This window comes from Streptomyces antioxidans (assembly GCF_000968685.2).
In the GTDB taxonomy this organism is placed as follows: domain Bacteria; phylum Actinomycetota; class Actinomycetes; order Streptomycetales; family Streptomycetaceae; genus Streptomyces; species Streptomyces antioxidans.
On sequence record NZ_LAKD02000006.1, the window covers coordinates 40,462 to 61,564 of the forward strand.

The window sequence follows — 21,103 nt, forward strand, 5'->3', positions numbered from 1 at the left end:
GTCCCGGCCTTCGCGCGGTCGGGGCGGCGGCGGTTCGCGGGTCTCCGCGCGCCTCCGTGCGATCAGAACGGCGGTCACGGGTCTCCGCGCGGTCCAAGGGGTTGACACAGGGCCGCAACACCCCTGAAATCAACAGATTGTTTAAGTCTTCTACGGTCGCCTCACTGATCCGCCGCCCGACCCGCACCGCGCGAGGAGCCGCCATGACGTCCGTACGCCATCCCGTGGACGAGGTGCCACCGCCCGGCCGGCTCGCCGCCTTCGGACTGCAGCATGTGCTGGCCATGTACGCGGGTGCGGTGGCCGTGCCGCTGATCGTCGGCGGGGCGATGAAGCTGTCGCCCGCCGACCTGGCGTATCTGATCAACGCCGATCTGCTGCTGTGCGGTATCGCCACGGTCCTGCAGTGCGTGGGGCTGTGGCGGTTCGGCGTCCGGCTGCCGATCATGCAGGGCTGCACCTTCGCCGCGGTCACCCCCATGGTGCTGATCGGCACCGAGGGCGGCGGACTGCGCGCGATCTACGGCTCGGTGATCGTGGCCGGGGTGGCGATGATCGTGCTCGCGCCGGTCTTCGGGCGGCTGTTGCGGTTCTTCCCGCCGCTGGTGACCGGCACGGTGATCCTGGTCATCGGCCTTTCGCTGCTGCCGGTCGCGGGCAACTGGGCGGCGGGCGGCCAGGGCGCGCCGGACTTCGGTGCGCCGAAGAACCTGGGCCTGGCCGCCGGGGTGCTGGTCCTCGTCCTGGCCGTACAGCGCTTCGCGCCCGGGTTCCTCGGCCGGGTGGCGGTGCTGGTGGGGATCGTGGCCGGCACGGCGGCCGCGATACCCCTGGGCTTCACCGACTTCTCCGGGGTGGGCGACGCCGACTGGGTCGGCGTCGCCACCCCGTTCCACTTCGGCACCCCCACGTTCGAGACCCCGGCCGTGGTGTCCATGCTGGTCGTCGCGCTGGTGACGATGACCGAGACCACCGGCGACTTCATCGCGGTGGGCGAGCTGACCGAGCGCCCGGTCGACGGGCGGCGGCTGGCGGACGGACTGCGCGCGGACGGCGCCGCGACCCTGCTCGGCGGGGTCTTCAACACCTTTCCGTACACCGCCTTCGCACAGAACGTCGGCCTGGTGGGGATGACCCGGGTGCGCAGCCGCTGGGTGGTGGCGGCCGCGGGCGGGCTGCTGGTGCTGCTCGGGCTGGGCCCGAAGCTGGGCGCGGTGGTGGCGGCGATCCCGGCCCCGGTGCTGGGCGGCGCGGGTCTGGTGATGTTCGGTACGGTCGCGGCGAGCGGGCTGCGCACCCTGGCCGGGGTGGACTTCCGGGACAACCACAATCTGACGGTGGTGGCGGTGTCGGTCGCTGTCGGGCTGCTGCCGGTGGGGGTGCCGGGGATCTACAAGGAGTTCCCGGACTGGTTCCAGACGGTGATGGACAGCGTGATCAGCGCCGGGTGTGTCACCGCGATCGCGCTCAATCTGCTCTTCAACCACCTGCCGGGCGGGCGGACTTCAGCCCCGGTCGCCGCCGCGCCCCTCCTGGAGGGTCGCGGCGGCGAGGACGCTGTCGAGCAGTCCGGGGAACAGCGCGTCTAGGTCGGCCCGGCGCAGCACGTTCATCTTGGCGGTGCCACGGTAGATCTGGTGGATCACACCGCATTCGCGCAGCACCCGGAAGTGGTGGGTGGTGGTGGACCTGCTGATCGGCAGATCGAAGACCGAACAGGACAGCTCGCAGGTCTCCTCGGCGAGCGTCCGCACCACCCGCATCCGCATGGGGTCGGAGAGCGCGTGCAGCACGTCCTCGAGGCGGATCGCCTCGCACCGCGGATGCTCCAGCGAGCGCCCGGGCGCCTGGGGCTGGGGCGACGCCTGGGGCTTGGACTGGGGCGCGGTCGGCGTGGTCTGCGTCTGCACGGCTGCTCCTCATCGCCTCGTTCCTAGACCTCCAGTGTAGTTTGACGATCGCCGTACTACTTCCGCTCCGAACTGCTTCAGCTCGGAACTGCTTCAGCTCGGAACTGCTTCAGCTCCGTACTGCTTGAGCTCCGTACTGCTTGAGGTCCCGGACGGGACCGCGGCGGCGTTCGCGGTTACCGGACCGCGCGGTGGTACTGGTCCGGGCTGTGCACCTGACCGCCCAGTTCCGCCGCCGCACGGCGGGCGAAGTAGGGGTCCCTGAGCAGTTCGCGGCCCAGCAGCACGGCGTCCGCCTCGCCATTGGTGACGATCTTCTCGGCCTGCTCCGCCTCGGTGATCAGCCCGACCGCGACCACCGGCAGCCCGGCCTCCCGGCGCACCCGCGCGGCGAACGGCACCTGGTAGCCCGGCCCCACCGGAACGCTCACACCCGCGGCGTTGCCACCGCTGGAGACGTCGAGGAGGTCCACCCCGTGGTCCTTCAGCAGGGCGGCGAGCCGGACGGTGTCATCCGGGGTCCAGCCGTTCTCCTCCAGCCAGTCGGTGGCCGAGATGCGGAAGAACAGCGGCAGTTCCTCCGGCCAGACCGTGCGAACCGCGTCGACGACCTCCAGGGCGAAGCGGACCCGGTTCTCGAAGGAGCCGCCGTAACCGTCGGTGCGGTGGTTGCTGTGCGGGGACAGGAACTCTCCGATGAGGTAGCCGTGGGCGCCGTGGATCTCGGCCACCTCGAAACCGGCCGCGAGCGCGCGCCGTGCCGCGTCCACGAACTGGCGGGTGACCTCGCCGATCCGCTCCTCGGACAGCTCGTCCGGCACCGGATGGCCCTCGTCGAACGGGACCGGGCTCGGCGCCAGCGGCTGCCAGCCCCGCTGGTCGGCGCCGAGCGGCCCACCGCCCCTCCAGGGAGCGTCGGTGGACGCCTTACGGCCGGCATGGGCGAGCTGGACGCCCGGCACTGTGCCCTGCTCCTTGAGGAAGTCGACGATCTTACGGAACGCCTCGACCTGGGTGTCGTTCCAGATGCCGAGGTCTCCGGGGCTGATGCGGCCCTCGGCGGACACGGCCGTCGCCTCGACCAGGATCAGTCCGGTGCCGCCGGTGGCACGGGCGCCGTAGTGGACGAAGTGCCAGTCGTGCGGGACCCCGGCGCCCTTGTCCGGATCCGCGCTGTACTGGCACATGGGCGCCATCCAGAGGCGGTTGGGGATGGTCAGCGACCGCAGGGTGAAGGGTTCGAAGAGGGCACTCATGAACGTCTCCGTATCTCCTCATGCGGTCCGGCCGGACCGCCACCTAGTACGGTAACCACCGTAGTACGACGATCGTCAAATTACGATGCCTCTCGTATGACGCGCATGGGGCTTGGGGGACGCGAGTGCTTCCGGCGGCCCATTGTCAGTGGGCGGGTGCAGACTCTGTGATGACGGACACATCCATCCGTTCCGCCGTCCCGTCCCGCACGTCAAGGAGTGAGCCGTCATGAACGATGTCCTGCTCGCCGTCGGCACCCGCAAGGGTCTCTTCCTCGGCCGCCCAGGCGGCGGCGGGGGCTGGGGCTTCACCGGCCCCCACTTCCCCATGCAGGCGGTGTACTCCGTCGGCATCGACACCCGGGGCGACCGTCCCCGGCTGCTGGCCGGTGCGGACAGCCCGCACTGGGGCCCCTCGGTCTTCCGCTCCGACGACCTCGGGACGAGCTGGTACGAGCCCGCCAGACCCGCGGTGAAGTTCCCCGAGGGCACCGGCACCTCGCTGGAGCGGGTGTGGCAGCTGGAGCCGGGCGGGCGCGATGAGCCGGGGGTGGTCTACGCGGGCACCCAGCCGGGCGCGCTGTTCCGCTCCGAGGACGGCGGGGAGACCTTCGCGTTCGTCCGCAGCCTGTGGGACCACCCCCAGCGGCCGGAGTGGGGCGAGGGGTTCGGCGGGCAGGCCGTGCACACGGTCGTCACCGACCCGAGGGATCCGCGGGCGCTCATGGTCGCCGTGTCCTCCGGCGGGGTGTACCGCTCGGCGGACGGCGGGGAGAGCTGGGCGCCGTCCAACAGCGGGCTCAAGGCCGATTTCCTGCCGGACCGGTATCCCGAGTTCGGGCAGTGCGTCCACAAGATCGCCCGGGATCCGGTCGACCTCGACCGGCTCTATCTGCAGAACCACGGCGGGGTGTACCGCAGCGACGACGGCGGGGCGCACTGGGCCGAGATCAGCAAGGGCCTCCCGGCGGACTTCGGCTTCGCGGTCGCCGTCCATCCGCGCCGGAGCGGCGTCGCGTACGTCTTCCCGGCCAGCGACGGCTCGGACCGCTACCCCCCGGGCTACCGCTGCCGGGTGTTCCGCACCGAGGACGCGGGCGCCAGCTGGGAGGAGCGGTGCGCCGGACTGCCGGGCGGGCCGCACTACGGGGTGGTGCTGAGAGACGCACTGCGCACCGATGACGCCGATCCGGCCGGGGTCTACTTCGGCAATCGCAACGGCGAGGTGTACGCGAGCGCCGACGAGGGTGAGAGCTGGCGGCAGGTCGCCCGCCACCTCCCCGATGTGCTGTGCGTCCGGGCCGCGGTGATCGGCTGAGCGCGGCGGCTGTGTTGGGCCGGGGGGGGATCGCCGTGATCGGCTGAGGGCGATCGTTGGCTGAGGGGGCGATCGCGGGGTCGGCGCTGGCCGCTGATCGGCCGGGAGTGATCGTAAGGTGGCACGCGACCACCCGCTGAGCCACTAGAGTGACGCGGTGTGGCAGCACGACCCTTGAATGAAATTGTGGAAGCGGGCTGGGCCAAGGCACTTGAGCCCGTCGAGGAACGCATCGCGGCGATGGGCGACTTCCTGCGAGCCGAGATCGCGGCAGGCCGCACCTATCTGCCCGCCGGGCCGAATGTGCTGCGCGCCTTCCAGCAGCCCTTCGACGAGGTGAAGGTGCTGATCGTGGGTCAGGACCCGTATCCCACACCCGGACACGCGGTGGGGCTCAGCTTCTCGGTGGCGCCCGAGGTCCGGCCGCTGCCCGGCAGTCTGGAGAACATCTACCGCGAGCTGCACACCGATCTCGCGCTGCCGCGTCCGTCCAACGGCGATCTGACGCCCTGGACCCAGCAGGGCGTGCTGCTGCTCAACAAGGCGCTCACCACGGCCCCCCGCCGTCCCGCCGCCCACCGCGGCAAGGGCTGGGAGGAGGTCACCGAGCAGGCCATCCGGGCGCTGGCCGGGCGCGGCCGTCCCCTGGTGGCCATCCTGTGGGGCCGCGACGCCCGTAACGTACGGCCGCTGTTGGGCAGCTTCCCGGCGGTCGAGTCCGCGCACCCCTCCCCCATGTCCGCCGACCGCGGGTTCTTCGGCTCCCGTCCCTTCAGCCGCGCCAATGAGCTGCTGGCACAGCAGGGGGCACAGCCCGTGGACTGGCGCCTTCCCTGACCTCATCACACCAGGTGGGCGGGGGGTAGTCTGCCCGCCATGACATCACCTACGAACACCCCTCCGGGCTGGTACGCCGACCCCCAGGGCACACCGAACCAACTGCGCTGGTGGGACGGTGCCCAGTGGACCGCCCATACCCACGCGGGCCAGCCCGGCCAGCCCCCGCCACAGCAGGCCGCCCCGCCCAACCCCAACCCCGCCAAGGTCCAGCACCAGGTGCAGCAGCAGGCGCATGTGGCACCCGCGGCGAGCGGCGGCGGCACATTGTTCACCGAACCGGTGCTGGTGGTGAACCAGAAGGCCAAGCTGATCGAACTCACCAATGAGTACAGCGTCTTCGACCAGCACGGGCGCACCATCGGCTCGGTGGTCCAGGTCGGCCAGAGCACGCTGAAGAAGGTCGCGCGGTTCGTCTCGAGCCTCGACCAGTTCATGACCCACCGGCTGGAGATCCGCGACGCCAACGGGCAGCCGCATCTGGTGCTCACCCGGCCCGCGAAGTTCGTGAAGTCCAAGGTGCTGGTGACCCGCCCGGACGGACAGCCGGTCGGTGAGATCGTCCAGCAGAACGTCTTCGGCAAGATCAACTTTGGTATCCAGGTCAACGGCCAGCAGGTCGGCGCCATCAAGGCGGAGAACTGGCGGGCCTGGAACTTCGCCATCGTCGACCACACGGACAGCGAGGTCGCCCGGATCACCAAGACCTGGGAGGGCCTGGCGAAGACGATGTTCACCACCGCGGACAACTATGTCCTCCAGATCCACCGCCAGTTGCCGGATCCGCTGCTGAGCCTTGTGATCGCCACGGCCCTCACCGTGGACACGGCGCTCAAGCAGGACTCGCGCGGATTCGGCTGAGCCGGTGGCCGACACGGTGCCCGGCGGTGCGGCGACGCATGTGCTCGGGATCGATTCGGGCGGCTCGGGCGTACGGGTGGGGGTGGCCCGCGCGGACGCCTACGGCGGCTACGCCGCGGAGAACCCACTGACCGGGCCCCCGCCGCTGACGTGGTCCTCGTCCACGCCCGCCGTCGTCGGCGCCCGGGGCATCGACGCGGAGGACCTGCTGGCGCGGGTCCTGCCCGCCGCCCGGGAGCTGCTGCACGAAGCCGGGGCCAGGCGCCTCGGCGCGGTCTGCGTCGGCGCGGCGGGCATGGCCACGCTCGGCGAAGATCTGCGCACCAGACTCCCGGCCGCGCTCGCCGACGCCCTGGGCGTACGGCGGCTCGCCCTGGCGGCCGACGCGGTGACCGCGTACGCCGGGGCGCTGGGCCAGCACCCCGGCGCGGTGGTCGCGGCGGGGACCGGGCTGATCTCGCTGGGGGCGGTGCCGGAGGGGGTCATGGAGCGGGTTGCGGCGCGGGGTGCGGAGGGCTTGGGCGGCGCGTCCGAACCGGATGACGCGACCGGGACGGGTGCACCGCCCGGTACGGGCGGTGCACCCGGTGCGCTCCGTACGGGAGGTGCGCCCGGCGGGGGCGGTGCACCCAGTACGGGCGGTCCGTCCAGCACCGGCGCCGCATCCGGCGGGGGCGCCGCCGCCCCGCGCGGGGATACCCGCTGGGCCGCCACCGGCTGGCGGCGGGCCGACGGGTGGGGCCATCTGCTGGGCGACTGCGGCGGGGGCGCGTGGATCGGCCGGGCGGGCCTGGAGGCGGCCATGCGCGCGTACGACGGGCGCGACGGCGGCTCGAAGCCGCTGCTGGCCCGCCTGGAAGCCGTCTTCGGCCCCGCGACCGGACTGCCGGGGAAGCTGTATCCGCGCCCCGACCGCCCCGCCGTACTGGCCTCCTTCGCCCCCGAGGTGGGCCGGTGCGCAGGCGAGGACCCGGTCGCGCAGGCGATCCTGCGGACCGCCGCCCGCCATATCGCCGAGGCCGCCGAGGCGGTCTGCCCCCGGCTGGAGTCGAGCGGGGTGGCGCTCACCGGCGGACTGTTCCGCATGGGCGCGCCGCTGCTGACGCCCGTGCGCGAGGAGCTGGCGGCTCGGCTGTCCGGGGTCCCGGTCACCGAGGCGGCCGGGGACCCGCTGGACGGGGCGCTGTGCGTCGCGGCGGCGCTGGCGACGGACGAACTGCGGCTGCCACGGGACGCGGCGCTGCTCAGCGTCGTCTGAGTCCACGCTCCGTACGGGGACGGAAGACGACGCGGACACGGAGGATTGACGATTTCCGGACAGATGGCTGATTCTTTGACCAAGTAGGGCCGCTGAGCGCACATCACCACACAACACCGCTCGACAGAGCGGGACATATGCCCCCAGTCACCCCCTCCCGAACAGCCGAACCCATTGAGCGACTAACATGCGGCGCCATGAGCTCCCCCACAGGGCCCGCGTCCGGCCTGCCTGTACGAATGCCGCGTCCCCGCCAGCCCGGACGGCACCGCCGACCGGAGCCCGCCGCCGTACCCCTCGGCGCGCCTCCGCTGGTGCTGGCCGTCCCCGGTGCGCCGAATGACGGTGCCCGGCGCCTGGCCGAGGAGCTTCTGAGCATCGCCCGTTCCGAGATGCCGGGGCTCGACGCCCAGATCGGTTTCCTGGACGGGGACGGCGAGGAGTTCCCGCAGCTGGAGGGCGTGCTCGCGCGCGCCGCCCAGGAGAACCCCGAGCGTCTGCGGCTGGCGGCCGAGGCCGCCAAGGCCCTCGCCGACGAGGCGGCGGAGGCGATCGCCGCGGCCGAGGCCGCGGGCGAGGTCGTCGACGAGGTCCCGCCCGTCCCCACGGTGCCCACGGACGGCCCGGCGGCCGTCGTGGTCCCGCTGCTCGCGGGCCCGGACAACGGCCAGCTGCGCCGGATACGCCAGGCCGTCATGAGCAGCGGCTCCGCGGCCGAACTGACCGATGTCCTGGGCCCGCATCCGCTGCTCGCCGAGGCCCTGCACGTACGGCTGTCTGAGGCGGGCCTGGCCCGCGCCGACCGCGCCCGTCTCTTCACGGTCGCGACCGCCGCGGACGGCATCATCCTCGCCACGGTGGGCGGCGAGGAGGCGGCCCAGGCCGGTGGCATCACCGGCATGCTGCTCTCCGCGCGCCTCGCGGTGCCGGTGATGGCCGCCGCGCTGGACGAGGACGGGGCCGTCCTCCGCGTCGCCGAGCAGCTGCGCTCGGCGGGCTCCGCGCGGCTCGCCCTCGCGCCGTACCTCATCGGACCGGAGGTCTCCACGGAGCTGATCTCGGCGGCGGCCGAGGAGGCGGACTGCTCGGCGGCCGAGGCGCTGGGCGACTACCCGGCCGTGGGCAAGCTGGCGCTGGCGAAGTACGCGGCGGCGCTGGGCATCACGCTCCAGCAGGCGTCCCCGGCGATGCGCTGACGCGACGGCCAGCGGACGGCGGAACAACAGAACAACGGACGACGCAGTGAGGGCGGTGACCACCGAGGTCACCGCCCTCACTCACCTCAATCCCACCGCAACCCGGCGAACCTCACCCGAAGACCACACAGGACGCCGCCGGGGCCGGAACCGAACCCCCATGACGCGGCACCCCGCTCGAGGGGTCGATATCGAACCAGGTGACATCGCCCGAGCGCTCATTGGACACATAGAGCCGTCGCCCCGACGGGCCGAGCGTCAGATCGCGGGGCCAGTGACCGCCGCAGGGCGTAGTGGTGACCAGCTCCACGCGGTCACCCGACGCGTCGAGGGCGAGCGTCGCGACGCTGTCGTGACCGCGGTTGGCGGCCCATACGAAGCGGCCGTCCCCGGAGACCACGACCTCGGCGGGGTAGGTCTCGACGCCCGTGCCCTCGGGCACCACACGGGTCTCGCCCAGCGGTTCCAGAACGCCGGACGCCGCGTCCCAGCGGCAGGCCGTGATCGTCGGAGCGAGCTCGTTGATGACATACGCGCGGTCGCCCCGCGGATGGAACGCCAGGTGGCGCGGACCGCTCCCCGGACGCAGCCGGACCTCACGATGCGGACGCGGCCCGGGCAGCGCGTACACCCGCACCGCGTCGATCCCCAGGTCCACGGCGAGCAGCCAGCGGCCCGACGGATCGGCCACCACGGCATGGGCGTGCGGCCCCCGCTGCCGCTCCGGATGCGGCCCACTGCCCTCGTGCCGCACCACGGCCACCGGCTCCCCGGGCCGACCGTCCGCCAGCACCGGCAGCGCGGTGACACTGCCGGACCCGTAGTTGGCCGTCACCAGCTGCCCGCCGGCCAGCGCCAGATGCGTGGGCGCCGCACCGAGCACCGGCACGGCCGCCCCGACCAACGCGGGCGGATCCTGCCGGACGTCCACGGCGGCGACGGCCCCGTCATCGGTCTCACTCACCGCGTACAGCACACGCCCACCGGGCGCGAGCGCCAGATAGGACGGATTGACGACCGCGTCGGTGGAGTTCCGGATCCGCAGACTCCCCGTCTCATCATCGACATCGGCCACGGTGATCCCGGCACCACCCGCCGACGTGAACGACCCGATGTACGCCCGCCACCCACTCCCAGTCGCACCCACCGCACTACCCTTCCGCCGACTCCGTTTCGGTATCCGCTCGGCGCCGACGCTAACAGAGCGGTCTAGACCAACACGCCGCCACGGCAGCGGCCCGGGGGTGGAGTTCCGGCGGTAGCGGGAGCGAAGTCTTGGCATGCTTGTCCCCATGAGCACCATGCCCGCCGTGATCTTCGACCTGGACGGCACGCTTGTGGACAGCGAGCCCCTCTACTACGAGGCGGGGAGGCGGACCCTTGGGCGGTATGGGGTTGCCGGGTTCAGCTGGGAGGAGCACAGGCAGTTCATCGGGATCGGGACCCGCGAGACGCTGGAGACGCTGCGTGAGCGGTACGGCATCGAGGCGCCGGTGGAGGAGCTGCTCGCCGTCAAGAACCGGCACTATCTGGAGCTGGCGGCCACGACCGAGATCTTTCCCGAGATGCGGGCCTTCGTGGAGCGGCTGAGGGCAACCGGTCATCCGCTGGTCGTGGCCTCCGGCTCGTCCCGTTCCGCGATCGAGACCGCGCTCAAGGCCACCGGGCTGGACGCGCTGCTGCCCGGCTATGTGTCCGCGGAGGACGTGGGCCGTGGCAAGCCGGAGCCGGATGTGTTCCTGGCCGCGGCGCGGCTGCTGGGCGTCGAGCCGGGGCGGTGTGTGGTGGTCGAGGACGCCGGTCCCGGGGTGGAGGCGGCGCGGCGGGCCGGGATGCGGTGTATCGCCGTTCCGTACGTGGGCGGGCCGTCTCCGGACGGGGAGCTTTTCGCCTCCGCGGGGCTGCTCTTCCGGGGCGGACAGCCGGAGTTCGACGCCCGGCGGGCCTATGAGTGGGTCACCAGCGGTCGTTGACGGCGCCCGGCGGGTGTCTGGTCTTCGCCGCGAAGCGTGACGGACGCGCCGCCGGGGCGCCGGGTCTTGTGGGTGGTGGCCGTCAGCCGCACTTACGTCCGGTGTTGATGCACTTCACGGCCTTCCTCATCAGCGAGTCTGACATCACGTTGATGAAGTCGCCGTGGTCGGTCACCGGCTTGTGCAGCTGCTCGGGGAAGCTGTCGACCGCGAAGAGCGAACCGGGTGCGACCTTGTAGGTGATCCGCTGGGTCAGCTGCGGAATGGCCTTGAACCCCTTGGCGCACCGGCCCCTGGCGTCCGCGAACGCCACATGGGTGCGGTGGTTCGCGCTGTCGGCGTTCTCGCCGTCCCAGCAGCTCTGGAAGTTGAACGTACGGACCACCTTGCTGCCCTTCGGGCAGAGCGGGTACTTGTCCTTCAGCTGCCGGTTCTCGAAGCCGGTGCAGCTCCAGGAGGCGTTGGCATTGGCGGTGCCGTTGGTGAGGGCCTTGGCGTCGCCGGTGATGATGCGCAGGAACCTGGGCATCGCCACGACCTTGGACACCGCGCTGCCGCGGAAGGTGATCGACGCGGTGGCGGGCCGCAGGATCCGCCCGATGTTGCCCTCGGTGCCGCCGCCGGGCGCGTCGGCGTCGGCCTCCTTCGTCCCGTCCCGGAGCCGCAGGACCGGCCAGTAGTGGGTGGAGCGGTCGCCATTGGTGCAGGTGGTCCCGGCGGCGGCGAGGCCGTCATTGGTGGAGAAGGCGTCGGTGTCGCGGTTGCCCACGTAGTCGTGCATGTGGTGGGCGCCGTTGGACACACCGGGGGCGACGATCACGTTGTCCGAGTTGAAGTGCTTGTTCTCATTGCGTCCGCAGCGCGACGCGAAGGTGCCGCGGGAGGCGTTGCCCCGCGTGCGGGCCCTCTTGACGTTCGGCTTCACCCTGCGGATGTCCACGAAGTCCGCCCGCACCGGGCCGGACTGCGGCTGGCCGCCCGCGGCCGGAGCGGCGGGGGCGGGCGTTTCCGCCGCGGAGGTGGCGCCCTCCGAAGCGGTGGCGGGCTCAGGCGCTTCCTGTACGGTGCAGGACGCCATCCCGCCCAGGCCGGACGGGCGGCTCGCCACCCGGTCGATCTCGTTCCCGATGCGGTTCAGCGCGCCACGCCGCCGGGCGGTCAGCGGGTCCAGCACCCGGGTGCGCACCCACTCCCGGTCGGCGCCGGGGCCGCGTGCCGCCAACTGCTGGTAGGCGTCGGCCACTTGGTTGTCCATCGTCGCCAGTTCCCTGTCCACGGCGGGCCGCGCCCGCTGCGGCACACTCGCCAGCCGGGTCGCGGCATCCGGACACTTGACGGTCATCGCCGTCCGCGCCGACGTCTGCTGCCCGGCCGACTGGCGGGTGGCGGAAGCGTCGTTGTCGGTCATCAGGAGAGCCCCGCCACCCACGGCCAGTGCGGTCACTCCGACCACGGTCAGCCCGATGACCCTGGATCGCTTGTGTCTCTTCTTGTTCCTCATCCTTCGCCCCTCATCGGCCGTCTTCCTACGCCGGGGACGCCTTGCCCTCGGCCACGCCGGAGCGCGCTCCCTCATCCGTCCCGGAGTGGGGGCACGGCCCGACGCCGATGGATACGGACGGCGAGGCGATCGTTCTCAACGGTGGTCGCACCGTCTCGCACATGGCCGGAGGGGCCGGTCTCGTGCCTGGCCGGAGGGGCCGGTGCGGTGGCGTATCTCCGCACCGGCTTCACCACATGTCCACGGACCGATGGGACGAAGGTGATCAGCCACGGCTAAAGTGAGTGCTTCGCTCTACCACCCCCCGTGTCCCTCTACGCGCCCCGGAGCCCCCCATGTCCAGCGCGAACTCGTCCAGCGGGCGTCATCGCAAAGCCAAGCCCATGAGTCTCGCCGTGCGCCGCGCGTTCATCGTCGCGGCCGTCCCGGTCACGGGCGCGCTGCTGTCCGCCCCGTCGGCGCTCGCCGCCGACAAGAGCGCCAAGACCACCACGGCGGCCCAGTCGGTGGCAGCCGAAGGGCTGGACCCCGCCGAGCGGCGGATCGCGGAACACCTCAACGCCCGCGCCCAGGACCCGAGTCTCGGCGACACCTTCAGCGGCATCGTGCTGGACTCCGCGTCCGACAAGGTCATCTGGGGGCATGACGCCGACACCGCGCTGATGCCCGCGTCCAACGCCAAGCTGGCCACCGCCACGACGGCGCTGACCGTGCTCGGCCCCGAGCACCGGTTCACCACCAAGGTGGTCTACGGCGACGGCACGCTCACCCTCATCGGCGGCGGTGACCGCCTGCTGACCACCGCCGATCTCACCGAGCTCGCCAAGACGGCCGCCGCCGGGGTGAGGCTCGGGGGCCTGGACTCGGTGAAGGTCCGCATCGACGACAGCCTCTTCCCCGAGCCGAGACTCGCCACCGGCTGGAACGACTCCTACTACGACGACCAGGTGTCACCGGTGCGCTCCCTGGTGGTGGACGGCAAGCTGTCCGCGGACACCTCCATCGACGCGGGGAAGGTCTTCGCCCGGCAACTCGCCGACCAGGGCGTCACCGTGGACGGCGAGGTCACCCGCGGCACGGCCTCGGCGACGGACGTCCCGGTGGGGCGGCATCTGTCCCCCACCCTGGCCGAGACGGTCAAGAAGATGCTCAAGACGAGTGACAACGATATCGCCGAGACGGTGCTGCGCATGACCGCGCTCGGCTCCGGCAGGCCCGCCACCTTCGAGGACGGCACGGCCGTGGTGCGCGATGTCCTCAGCCGCCACTACGGGGTCTCGATGGCCAACTTCGAGCTCTACGACGGCAGCGGGCTCTCCCGCGCGGACCGCATCCCGGCCCGCACCGTGGCGGACATCCTCGACCTGCTCACCGACCCGCGCTACCGCGGCGTGCTGCGCTCCGTCGACGAGGGCCTGCCGGTGGCGGGCGAGGCGGGCAGCACCCTGGGCCCCGAGTGGGGCCGCTTCGACACCCCGGACTCCCAGTGCGCGGTCGGTCAGGTCAAGGCCAAGACGGGCACGCTGACCGGCGCCATCGCGCTCAGCGGCCTGACGAAGGCGGAGGACGGCCGGTGGAAGGTCTTCTCCTTCATCGAGAACCAGTCCTCCGCCGACCCGGACGCCACCAAGGACACCCTCGACGGTCTGGCCGCCACGGTCAACGGCTGCTGGGCGTAGTCAGCCCGCGTCTGCCACGTCATCGTCAACCCGGCTCCGCCCGCCCGCCTCAGCCCAGCTCAGCCCAGGAAGCTCAGCCGCACCTGGCGGTCGGGGTTGTCCCCGTTGGTGTCGACCAGGCACACCGACTGCCAGGTGCCCAGGGCCAGCCCGCCGCCGATGACCGGAATGGTGGCGTGCGGGGGTACGAAGGCGGGGAGGACGTGGTCGCGGCCGTGGCCGGGGCTGCCGTGGCGATGGCGCCAGCGGTCGTCGGCGGGGAGGAGGTCACGGAGGGCGGAGAGCAGATCGGTGTCGCTGCCTGCGCCCGTCTCCAGGATGGCGATCCCGGCCGTGGCATGCGGGACGAAGACGTTGAGCAGGCCGTCGCCGCCGCCCGCCACCTCGCGCAGATACGCCTCGCACTCGGCGGTGAGGTCGGCGACGGTCTCGGTGGATCCGGTGGTGACGCTGATGGTGTGGGTGCGGAAAGTGCTCATGGCACCATCCTGATACGCCGTCGCGTAAAACTCCCGCAACAAAGGTCCGAGGGGCAAGACACCGTTGACCGTTGCGGACGTCCTCGCTAGCTTCGGGGGCATGTTTACGTCAGCCCTGCTCACCACGCGCGGTCATATCGACCTGCTGCGGGTGGCGTCCGCCGCGTGTCCCGGCCTCCGCTGACCTCTCCCTCCCCCTCCCGCCTCTCCCCCTCGCCTCGGTCTCGTTCCGCCGTACCGTACTGACCGTCGTGCCGTGCGGCGTGTCCGGACCTCAACGGACGTCGAGGCGTACCCCTTTGTGGAGCCCCCATGTCCCCGGTTCTCGAACCGGTCGTGCCGCTCTCCGCGCGCCGCCGCACCGTGCCGCGATGGCTGCGCCGTACGACCGGGCCCCTTCTGCTGCTGGTGCTCTGGCAGGTGTCCAGCGCCACCGGTGTGCTGCCCTCCGACACCCTGGCCTCCCCCGGCACCATCGCCGGTACCGCCTCCGACCTGCTCAAGGACGGCACCCTTCCGCACGCCATGCTGGTGTCCGTACAGCGGGTGCTGATCGGGCTGGCGCTCGGCGGTGTCATCGGCATCGCACTGGCGCTGGTCTCCGGGCTCTCCCGGCTCGGCGAGGACCTCGTCGACGCGAGTGTGCAGATGCTGCGCAGCATCCCCTGGGTCGGCATGATCCCGCTGTTCATCATCTGGATGGGCATCGGTGAGGCCCCGAAGATCGCGCTCATCGCGCTGGGCGTCACCTTCCACCTCTATCTGAACGTCTACGCGGGCATCCGCGGTGTGGACGCCCAGCTCATCGAGGCGGGGAACTCCCTCGGGCTCGGCCGCTGGGGGCTGATCCGCCATGTGGTGCTGCCCGGGGCGCTCCCCGGCGCGATGACCGGGCTGCGCTACTCCCTCGCCACCGCCTGGCTGGCGCTGGTCTTCGGCGAGACCATCAACGCCGACGACGGGATCGGCTTTCTGCTCAACCGCGCACGGGAGTTCTTCCAGACCGATGTGATCGTGGTCTGCCTGATCGTCTACGCCGCCCTCGGCCTGCTCGCCGATTTCATCGTCCGCACTCTGGAGAGGCTGCTGCTGCAATGGCGACCGAACTTCACCGGCAAGTGAACTCCCCCGAAAAGGAGTCGGGGCAGGAGCAGGAGGACGGGAGCGGCGGTGCCGCGGTGCGGGTGCGCTCGCTGACCCGCTCGTTCGACGGCCGCGCGGTCATCGACAACCTCCAACTCGACGTACCGGCGGGCGAGTTCGTGGTACTGCTCGGCCGCAGCGGCTGCGGCAAGTCCACGCTGCTGCGGGTGCTCGCCGGTCTTGACCGGGAGATCGAGGGCGAGGTGCTGGTGCCGCGCCGCAAGGCCGTCGCCTTCCAGGCGCCCCGGCTGATGCCCTGGAAGCGGGTCTGGCGCAATGTGCTGCTCGGGCTGCCCGGCCGCCCCGGGCGGGCCGTGGCCGAGCGGGCGCTGAAGGAGGTCGGTCTCGACCACCGCGTCGACGCCTGGCCGAAGACCCTCTCCGGCGGTGAGGCCCAGCGCGCCTCGCTCGCCCGTGCGCTGGTGCGCGAGCCCGATCTCCTGCTGCTGGACGAGCCGTTCGGCGCGCTGGACGCGCTCACCCGGATCACCGCCCAGCAGCTGGTGGCCGAGCTGTGGCAGCGGCGCGGCTGTGCGGTGCTGCTGGTCACTCATGACGTGGAGGAGGCGCTGCTGCTCGCCGACCGCGTCCTGGTGATGGACGGGGGCGTGATCGCGCACCAGGTCCGGGTGGACCGGGACCGGCCACGCGATATCGCCGATCCGCTCCTCGCCGAGCTGCGCACCGAGCTCCTGGACCGGCTGGGTGTGCGGGCGCCGGAACCGGCCGTCCACAAGGTCGCCTGAAGGCCGCCTGCCCGCTCCCCCTCCCCTGTCCCTCCCCGTACCGCTCGTACTCCCCGTACTTCCCGCACCTCCCGAACGGACCCTGCTGACATGCGACGGCGTATCGTCCCCGCCCTGTCCCTCCCCCTCGCCCTGCTGCTGTCCGCCTGCGTCAGCTCGCACACGCAGAACGGCTCCGGCTCCTCCGGCAACACCGACGGCAAGGGCGATGTGACCCTCGACGTCGGTGACCAGAAGGGCAATGACGAGGCGGTGCTGCGCGCCGCCGGGCAGCTCAAGAACCTCCCCTACAAGATCAAGTGGTCGACGTTCACCTCCGGCCCGCCGATCCTGGAGGCCGTGAGCGCCAAGGCCGTGGACATCGGTGGCGTCGGCAACACCCCGCCGGTCTTCGCCGCGGCCGCCAAGTCCCACATCAAGGTCGTGGCGGCCAAGCACGGCACGGCCGACGGCGAGGCGATCGTGGTCAAGAAGGGCTCGCCGCTGAAGAAGACCGCCGATCTCAAGGGCGAGTCGGTGGCGGTGGCGCAGGGCAGCTCGGCGCACTACCAACTGGTCGCCTCGCTCGCCAAGGCCGGGCTCTCGATCAAGGACGTCAAGGTCACCTTCCTCCAGCCCGCCGACGCACTGGCCGCCTTCTCCCGGGGCAAGGTGGCCGCCTGGGCGGTCTGGGACCCGTACACCTCCCAGGCGCTGCGCCAGTCGGACGCACGGGTCCTCACCACCGGCCAGGGGGTGGTCAACGGCCTCAACTTCCAGGTGGCCAACCCCTCCTCCCTCGGGGACAAGAAGAAGGTCAAGGTCATCAAGGACTATCTCGGGCGGCTGCGCAAGGCCCAGGACTGGGTCTACGAGCACCCCGAGGAGTGGGCCAAGGTGTGGGGCAAGGAGACCGGGCTGCCGTACCAGGTGGCGCTGGACTCGGTGAAGCGGACCAACGGAACCCGGGTGCACGTCGCCGTCGACAAGGCCGCCGTCGCCTCGGAGCAGGAGATCGCGGACACCTTCGCGAAGCTGAAGCTCACCCCGCGCCGCTTCCCGTTCGCCGACTATGTCGACACCCGTTTCAACGGCGACCTGCCGCCCTCCACCACCGCACCGCGCACCTACGGAAAGGGATCCCAGGGATCCTGAGGACGGGATCCCAGGGATCCTGAAAACGCCCCTTTTCGGGAGCGCCGCATCGGGTAAGCGCGTGGAAACCGTCAGCCGCGCGATACGTAACCGATGAAACGAGGTGAGCGTCATGCACACCGCCACGGCCCAGCGGACGGCGGCCTCGCCGTCCGCGGTGCGGGAGACCCTGGAATGCCGCCCCGAAGCTGCCGCGCGCGCACGACATCTCACCAGCACCTTTCTGGAAGCCTTGCGTCCGGCGCCCGATCAGGGCGCCGCCGACGCGGTGATGCTGGTCGTCTCGGAACTGGTCACCAATGCCGTACGGCACTCGGGCGGCCGGTTCTGCTCGCTGCGCATGTCGGCCGACTCCGAGGCCATCACCGTCGCTGTCGGCGACGCCAGCCGGGTACCGCCGAACCGGCGCACTCCGGATATCCGCGGCGAGGGCGGCGGGTTCGGCTGGCCGATGATCAGCGGCATGGCCACGGCCACGACCGTCACCGAGGAGCCGTGGGGCAAGACGGTGAGCGCGGTCATCGCCCGAAGAGGACGGGTGCCCGCGCGTACCACCGACGCCCCGGCACCGCGTTGACCCTCCCCTCGCCCCCGCGGGACGTCATGGCCCGCTAGCCGTCCCCGCCCGCGCGCGGTCGACGGCCACGGCGATCCCGTCGAGGACGCGTTCGAGGCCGAAGACGAAGTCGTGGTCGGTCGCCGGATCGTCGTACGCCCCCTCGGGCGCCGCCTCGAAGAGGCCCGAGGAGAACAACAGCGCCACCTGTGGAAAGCGGTCCGGGGTGACGAGCCGCGCCAGGGTCCTGCCGTAGGCCCGCTCGGTCTCCTCCTGGCTCAGCCCGGTTTCGCTCCTGCCCTGCGCGTGCTCCTGGGACAGCAGGGAGACATGACGGACATAGCCGCTGAGCAGGGTCAGACTGCCGACCTTCGCGGCCCAGTCCAGCTCCGTGCCGCTCAGCGCGCTCAGCCCCGCTTCCATCCAGGCGATCTCATGCGGCCCCATCGGCGGCCCCGTGACGGGGAGGCGGGGGAGCCAGGGGCGGTCGTGGTGGACCAGCCGCTGGGCGACGGTCCACTGCCGTAGCCCCTCGCGCCAGCGGTCCGGCACGGTCTCGACCCCGGGCGGCGCGCCGAGCGCCAGGTCCCGCATGAGGACGAGGAGCTCGTCCTTGGATCCCACGTGGCGGTAGAGGGACATCGGGGAGACGCCCAGCTCCTTCGCGATCTTCGGCAGCGTCGCGCCCGCCAGCCCGTCGCGGTCCGCCAGCTCCACCCCCGTACGCACCACGCGCTCGGTGTCGAGCGCGGCGGGCCGGCCGAGGCCCGAGGCCGGGACCGGGAGCCTCCACAGGCGGGCCAGCTCGGCGGGCGCCTCCTCCTGCTCGGCCGACATGGCGCTCCTCCTTCTCGTACCTCGGTTGCTCACCGGCTACATCATGGCCTACGGCTACTTAGTATCTGCCATATAGATTATGTCTTATACTAAGCCGGGTGCCGAGGGCCCACCCATGCGCCCCTCGCTCGCTGGGCCGCTGGGCCCTCACGCCAGAACGGAGAGATCCAGGTGACAGCCATCACGCAGTCCCATGCCCCGGGCCCCGCCCGGGGTCCCGTCCGCCGGACCGAACGGGCCCTGGCCCCCGATCTGGCGCGGGGCACCATGCTGCTGCTCATCGCGCTCGCGAACGCCGCGGTGTACACCTTCGGCAACCAGCCGGGCGCCGAGGCGTCGCCACACGGCTGGGAACGCCCGTTCAACCTCGCCATGTTCGTCTTCGTCCACGCCCGCGCCTATCCGATGTTCGCCGTGATGTTCGGCTACGGGCTGGTGCAGCTCACCCGCAGACAGGACGCGGAGGACTCCGGGCCCGGCGCCGCCCGCTCGGTGCTGCTGAAGCGCAACGCATGGCTCGTCGCCTTCGGCCTCGTCCATGCCGCACTGCTCAACTTCGGTGATTTCCTCGGGGCTTACGGCATCGTCGGCATCGCCTTCACCCTGCTGCTCCTGCGCCGCGGCGAACGCGTGCAGCGCGTCGTGCTGTGGCTGTGGGGCGGCACGGTGGCGTACACCGCCGTCCTCGCGGCCGTGGCCGGGTACCGCGCCACCCACGGCGGCACGGGATCCGCCGCCGTGCCGACGGACGGGGTCGATTCACTCACGGCCCCCGACTACGCCACGTCCGTGGCCGACCGGCTCGGCGAGTGGCCGCTCCACACGCTGACCGTGCTGGGGTTCTTCATAATCGTCTGGCTGGGCGCGTGGGCCGCCCGGCGCGGCATCCTGGAGGACCCGGCCCGCCACCGGCGGCTGCTGGTCCGCACCGCCGTGGCCGCCCTCGGTATCGCCTTCGCGGGCGGGGTGCCGATCGGCCTGGTCAGTGGCGGATTCATCCATGTCGACGGGGCCACCGCGGATGCGTTCCTGAGCCTGTACGAGGTGAGCGGCCAGTTCGGTGGGCCGGGGTATGTGGCGCTCTTCGGGCTCCTCGCGTTGCGCCTGTCGAAGTCCCGCTCCGCTTCGGGGCGGAAGCTTCCGGTGGCCGTGGAGGCGCTGACGGCCCTGGGCCAGCGGTCGCTGAGCGGCTATCTGCTCCAGTCCCTGGCTTGGGTGCTGCTGCTCTCCCCGTTCGCCCTCGCACTCGGAGAGCGGACCGGCAGCCCGACGCTCGCCGCGTGTCTGAGCGCCGTCCTGGTCTGGCTCGCCACGGTGGCCGGGTCCCATCTCCTGCAGCGCCGTTCGCTTCCGGGGCCCGCGGAGAAGCTGCTGCGCAGGTTGACGTACGGGCCCCGATAGGCGGGCGCCGGGCGCGGCCGTCGCGGGGACACGGGGACACGGGGACGCCGAAGGCCGGTCGCCTCAGAGGCGACCGGCCTTCGGTGTTCAACCGCCGGTGTTCACATCGCGTGCGGTCGGCTGCTCGCGGTCAGCCGCCGATGTTCACATCGATGCAGGCGTAGAAGGCGTTGGAGGTGTCCGCGATGTTCCAGACCGCCAGAACCTTCTGCTTGCCCTTGAGACCGCCGAAGTCCACCTGATGGGTGACGGTCTCGCCCGGCTGCGCCCCGCCGTCGTCGATCTCCGCGACCTTCTGGCCGCCGACGAAGTACTGCCAGGTGTTGGTCGCGTGACGCGCGGTCAGCTTCCAGGTGAAGCTGGCCTTGGACGGGATGGGGGTGACCGCCCAGCCCTTGCTGTCGTCATCCAGCTCGGCGAACCTCGAGTTGCCCGCGCTGCAGCTCGTCAGCCCCTTGGGACCTTCGACGCTCTGCGGCTCGTACTTGATGTCACCGCAGGGCACGGTCCCAGCCGCACACTGGGCCTGGCGGCTCGGCGGGGTGGAGATATAGCCATGCGCGCTGGCCTCGCTCGCGGGGAGGCTCAGAGCGATCAGGGGGGCTATCCCCGCGCCGACGACAACCGCCAACTTTCTCTTCATGTTCATGCCAACTCCTTCACGGCGAGACCCCACGCCAGACGGGAAGTCCTTGCCGAAGGTGGGGATGTGGGGGGATGTGGGGGGTGGCTGCACGGAACGTCTCATGGGCCGCAAGGGGCGGCCGTGAATCAGCACCGCACTAGGTCTAGACCATACCGCCTGTCCGTTCACGGTCAAGACATCAGACGGAAGTGGTCTGGTCCACTGTCATCTCCACGCGCGTCAGTGTCCCGGGCAGGGGGTCCGGGTCGCGGCTTTCCCCTCCCCGCCCCCTCCCGATACCAGGGGCTCCGCCCCTGGCCCCCGGGGGGGGCGGGGCAGAGCCCAACCACGGAGCGGAGTCCGCCGCGCGGCGAGAGCCCAACGCCCGGCGGG

At 71.5% G+C, this 21,103-nt stretch carries 21 protein-coding genes; 14 read left to right on the forward strand and 7 right to left on the reverse strand.

The features are described from left to right. Positions 1–203: 203 nt before the first annotated feature. Entirely contained in the window at positions 204–1,589 is a 1,386-nt protein-coding gene (locus tag VT50_RS05130) for a nucleobase:cation symporter-2 family protein (RefSeq protein WP_046084642.1), read from the forward strand. Here the strand turns inward: VT50_RS05130 and VT50_RS05135 are convergent. Both VT50_RS05135 and VT50_RS05140 read right to left on the reverse strand, forming a co-directional pair. After that, positions 1,506–1,910, reverse strand: a complete 405-nt coding sequence (locus VT50_RS05135) for an ArsR/SmtB family transcription factor (protein WP_078840569.1) — start codon at positions 1,908–1,910, stop codon at positions 1,506–1,508. The genes VT50_RS05130 and VT50_RS05135 overlap by 84 nt on opposite strands. 176 nt (positions 1,911–2,086) lie before the next feature. Then, positions 2,087–3,166 (reverse strand): NADH:flavin oxidoreductase/NADH oxidase, encoded by a 1,080-nt coding sequence (locus VT50_RS05140; protein ID WP_046084643.1) that lies wholly within the window; start codon positions 3,164–3,166, stop codon positions 2,087–2,089. A 229-nt stretch (positions 3,167–3,395) separates the two neighbouring features. Between VT50_RS05140 and VT50_RS05145 the strand changes: the two genes are divergently transcribed. The 5 genes from VT50_RS05145 (at position 3,396) to VT50_RS05165 (ending at position 8,636) form a co-directional block, all read left to right on the forward strand. Continuing rightward, on the forward strand, positions 3,396–4,484 hold the full coding sequence (locus tag VT50_RS05145; RefSeq protein ID WP_046084644.1) for a WD40/YVTN/BNR-like repeat-containing protein: 1,089 nt from the start codon (positions 3,396–3,398) through the stop codon (positions 4,482–4,484). A gap of 159 nt (positions 4,485–4,643) precedes the next feature. Further along, positions 4,644–5,321, forward strand: a complete 678-nt coding sequence (locus VT50_RS05150) for a uracil-DNA glycosylase (RefSeq protein ID WP_046084645.1) — start codon at positions 4,644–4,646, stop codon at positions 5,319–5,321. Between the two features lie 39 nt (positions 5,322–5,360). Next, the gene (locus VT50_RS05155; protein WP_046084646.1) at positions 5,361–6,182 is read left to right on the forward strand and encodes an LURP-one-related family protein; all 822 of its coding nucleotides are present in this window, start codon (positions 5,361–5,363) and stop codon (positions 6,180–6,182) included. Positions 6,183–6,186: 4 nt separating this feature from the next. After that, positions 6,187–7,440, forward strand: a complete 1,254-nt coding sequence (locus VT50_RS05160; RefSeq protein ID WP_420822168.1) for an N-acetylglucosamine kinase — start codon at positions 6,187–6,189, stop codon at positions 7,438–7,440. Between the two features lie 197 nt (positions 7,441–7,637). After that, on the forward strand, positions 7,638–8,636 hold the full coding sequence (locus VT50_RS05165; RefSeq protein WP_075200264.1) for a sirohydrochlorin chelatase: 999 nt from the start codon (positions 7,638–7,640) through the stop codon (positions 8,634–8,636). 112 nt (positions 8,637–8,748) lie between these two features. On the opposite strand, the gene VT50_RS05170 is transcribed toward VT50_RS05165, so the two are convergent. Then, a complete protein-coding gene (locus VT50_RS05170; protein WP_046084648.1) occupies positions 8,749–9,783 on the reverse strand; it encodes a lactonase family protein in 1,035 nt (344 codons plus the stop codon). A 145-nt stretch (positions 9,784–9,928) separates the two neighbouring features. Between VT50_RS05170 and VT50_RS05175 the strand changes: the two genes are divergently transcribed. Beyond that, positions 9,929–10,609: an HAD family hydrolase gene (locus tag VT50_RS05175; RefSeq protein ID WP_046084649.1), complete on the forward strand. Its 681-nt coding sequence runs from the start codon at positions 9,929–9,931 to the stop codon at positions 10,607–10,609. 82 nt (positions 10,610–10,691) lie between these two features. Here the strand turns inward: VT50_RS05175 and VT50_RS05180 are convergent, their stop codons facing one another. Beyond that, positions 10,692–12,110 carry a DUF1996 domain-containing protein gene (locus VT50_RS05180; RefSeq protein WP_046084650.1) on the reverse strand — a complete coding sequence of 473 codons (1,419 nt, stop codon included), beginning with the start codon at positions 12,108–12,110 and terminating at the stop codon, positions 10,692–10,694. A 383-nt stretch (positions 12,111–12,493) separates the two neighbouring features. Here VT50_RS05180 and dacB point away from each other — a divergent pair, with 383 nt between their 5' ends. Further along, entirely contained in the window at positions 12,494–13,789 is a 1,296-nt protein-coding gene (gene dacB, locus VT50_RS05185) for a D-alanyl-D-alanine carboxypeptidase/D-alanyl-D-alanine endopeptidase (RefSeq protein ID WP_240529043.1), read from the forward strand. Between the two features lie 59 nt (positions 13,790–13,848). Here the strand turns inward: dacB and VT50_RS05190 are convergent, their stop codons facing one another. Further along, positions 13,849–14,268 carry a YjbQ family protein gene (locus tag VT50_RS05190; RefSeq protein WP_046084652.1) on the reverse strand — a complete coding sequence of 140 codons (420 nt, stop codon included), beginning with the start codon at positions 14,266–14,268 and terminating at the stop codon, positions 13,849–13,851. A gap of 100 nt (positions 14,269–14,368) precedes the next feature. On the opposite strand from VT50_RS05190, the gene VT50_RS41265 reads away from it, so the two are divergent. The 5 genes from VT50_RS41265 (at position 14,369) to VT50_RS05210 (ending at position 17,868) form a co-directional block, all read left to right on the forward strand. Next, positions 14,369–14,452 (forward strand): putative leader peptide, encoded by an 84-nt coding sequence (locus VT50_RS41265; protein ID WP_375792224.1) that lies wholly within the window; start codon positions 14,369–14,371, stop codon positions 14,450–14,452. A gap of 128 nt (positions 14,453–14,580) precedes the next feature. Then, positions 14,581–15,390: an ABC transporter permease gene (locus tag VT50_RS05195; RefSeq protein ID WP_046084653.1), complete on the forward strand. Its 810-nt coding sequence runs from the start codon at positions 14,581–14,583 to the stop codon at positions 15,388–15,390. After that, positions 15,363–16,157 carry an ABC transporter ATP-binding protein gene (locus tag VT50_RS05200; protein WP_046084654.1) on the forward strand — a complete coding sequence of 265 codons (795 nt, stop codon included), beginning with the start codon at positions 15,363–15,365 and terminating at the stop codon, positions 16,155–16,157. Before VT50_RS05195 ends, VT50_RS05200 begins: the two co-directional genes overlap by 28 nt. A 90-nt stretch (positions 16,158–16,247) precedes the next feature. Beyond that, a complete protein-coding gene (locus VT50_RS05205; RefSeq protein ID WP_046084655.1) occupies positions 16,248–17,291 on the forward strand; it encodes an ABC transporter substrate-binding protein in 1,044 nt (347 codons plus the stop codon). Between the two features lie 112 nt (positions 17,292–17,403). After that, positions 17,404–17,868, forward strand: coding sequence for an ATP-binding protein (locus tag VT50_RS05210; protein WP_078840571.1), 465 nt, complete (start codon positions 17,404–17,406; stop codon positions 17,866–17,868). Between the two features lie 24 nt (positions 17,869–17,892). Here the strand turns inward: VT50_RS05210 and VT50_RS05215 are convergent, their stop codons facing one another. After that, positions 17,893–18,684, reverse strand: a complete 792-nt coding sequence (locus tag VT50_RS05215; RefSeq protein ID WP_046084656.1) for a TetR/AcrR family transcriptional regulator — start codon at positions 18,682–18,684, stop codon at positions 17,893–17,895. A 171-nt stretch (positions 18,685–18,855) separates the two neighbouring features. Here VT50_RS05215 and VT50_RS05220 point away from each other — a divergent pair, with 171 nt between their 5' ends. Further along, positions 18,856–20,085, forward strand: a complete 1,230-nt coding sequence (locus VT50_RS05220; RefSeq protein WP_046084657.1) for a DUF418 domain-containing protein — start codon at positions 18,856–18,858, stop codon at positions 20,083–20,085. Positions 20,086–20,215: 130 nt separating this feature from the next. On the opposite strand, the gene VT50_RS05225 is transcribed toward VT50_RS05220, so the two are convergent. Beyond that, positions 20,216–20,734, reverse strand: coding sequence for a lytic polysaccharide monooxygenase auxiliary activity family 9 protein (locus VT50_RS05225; RefSeq protein WP_046084658.1), 519 nt, complete (start codon positions 20,732–20,734; stop codon positions 20,216–20,218). Positions 20,735–21,103 lie beyond the last annotated feature (369 nt).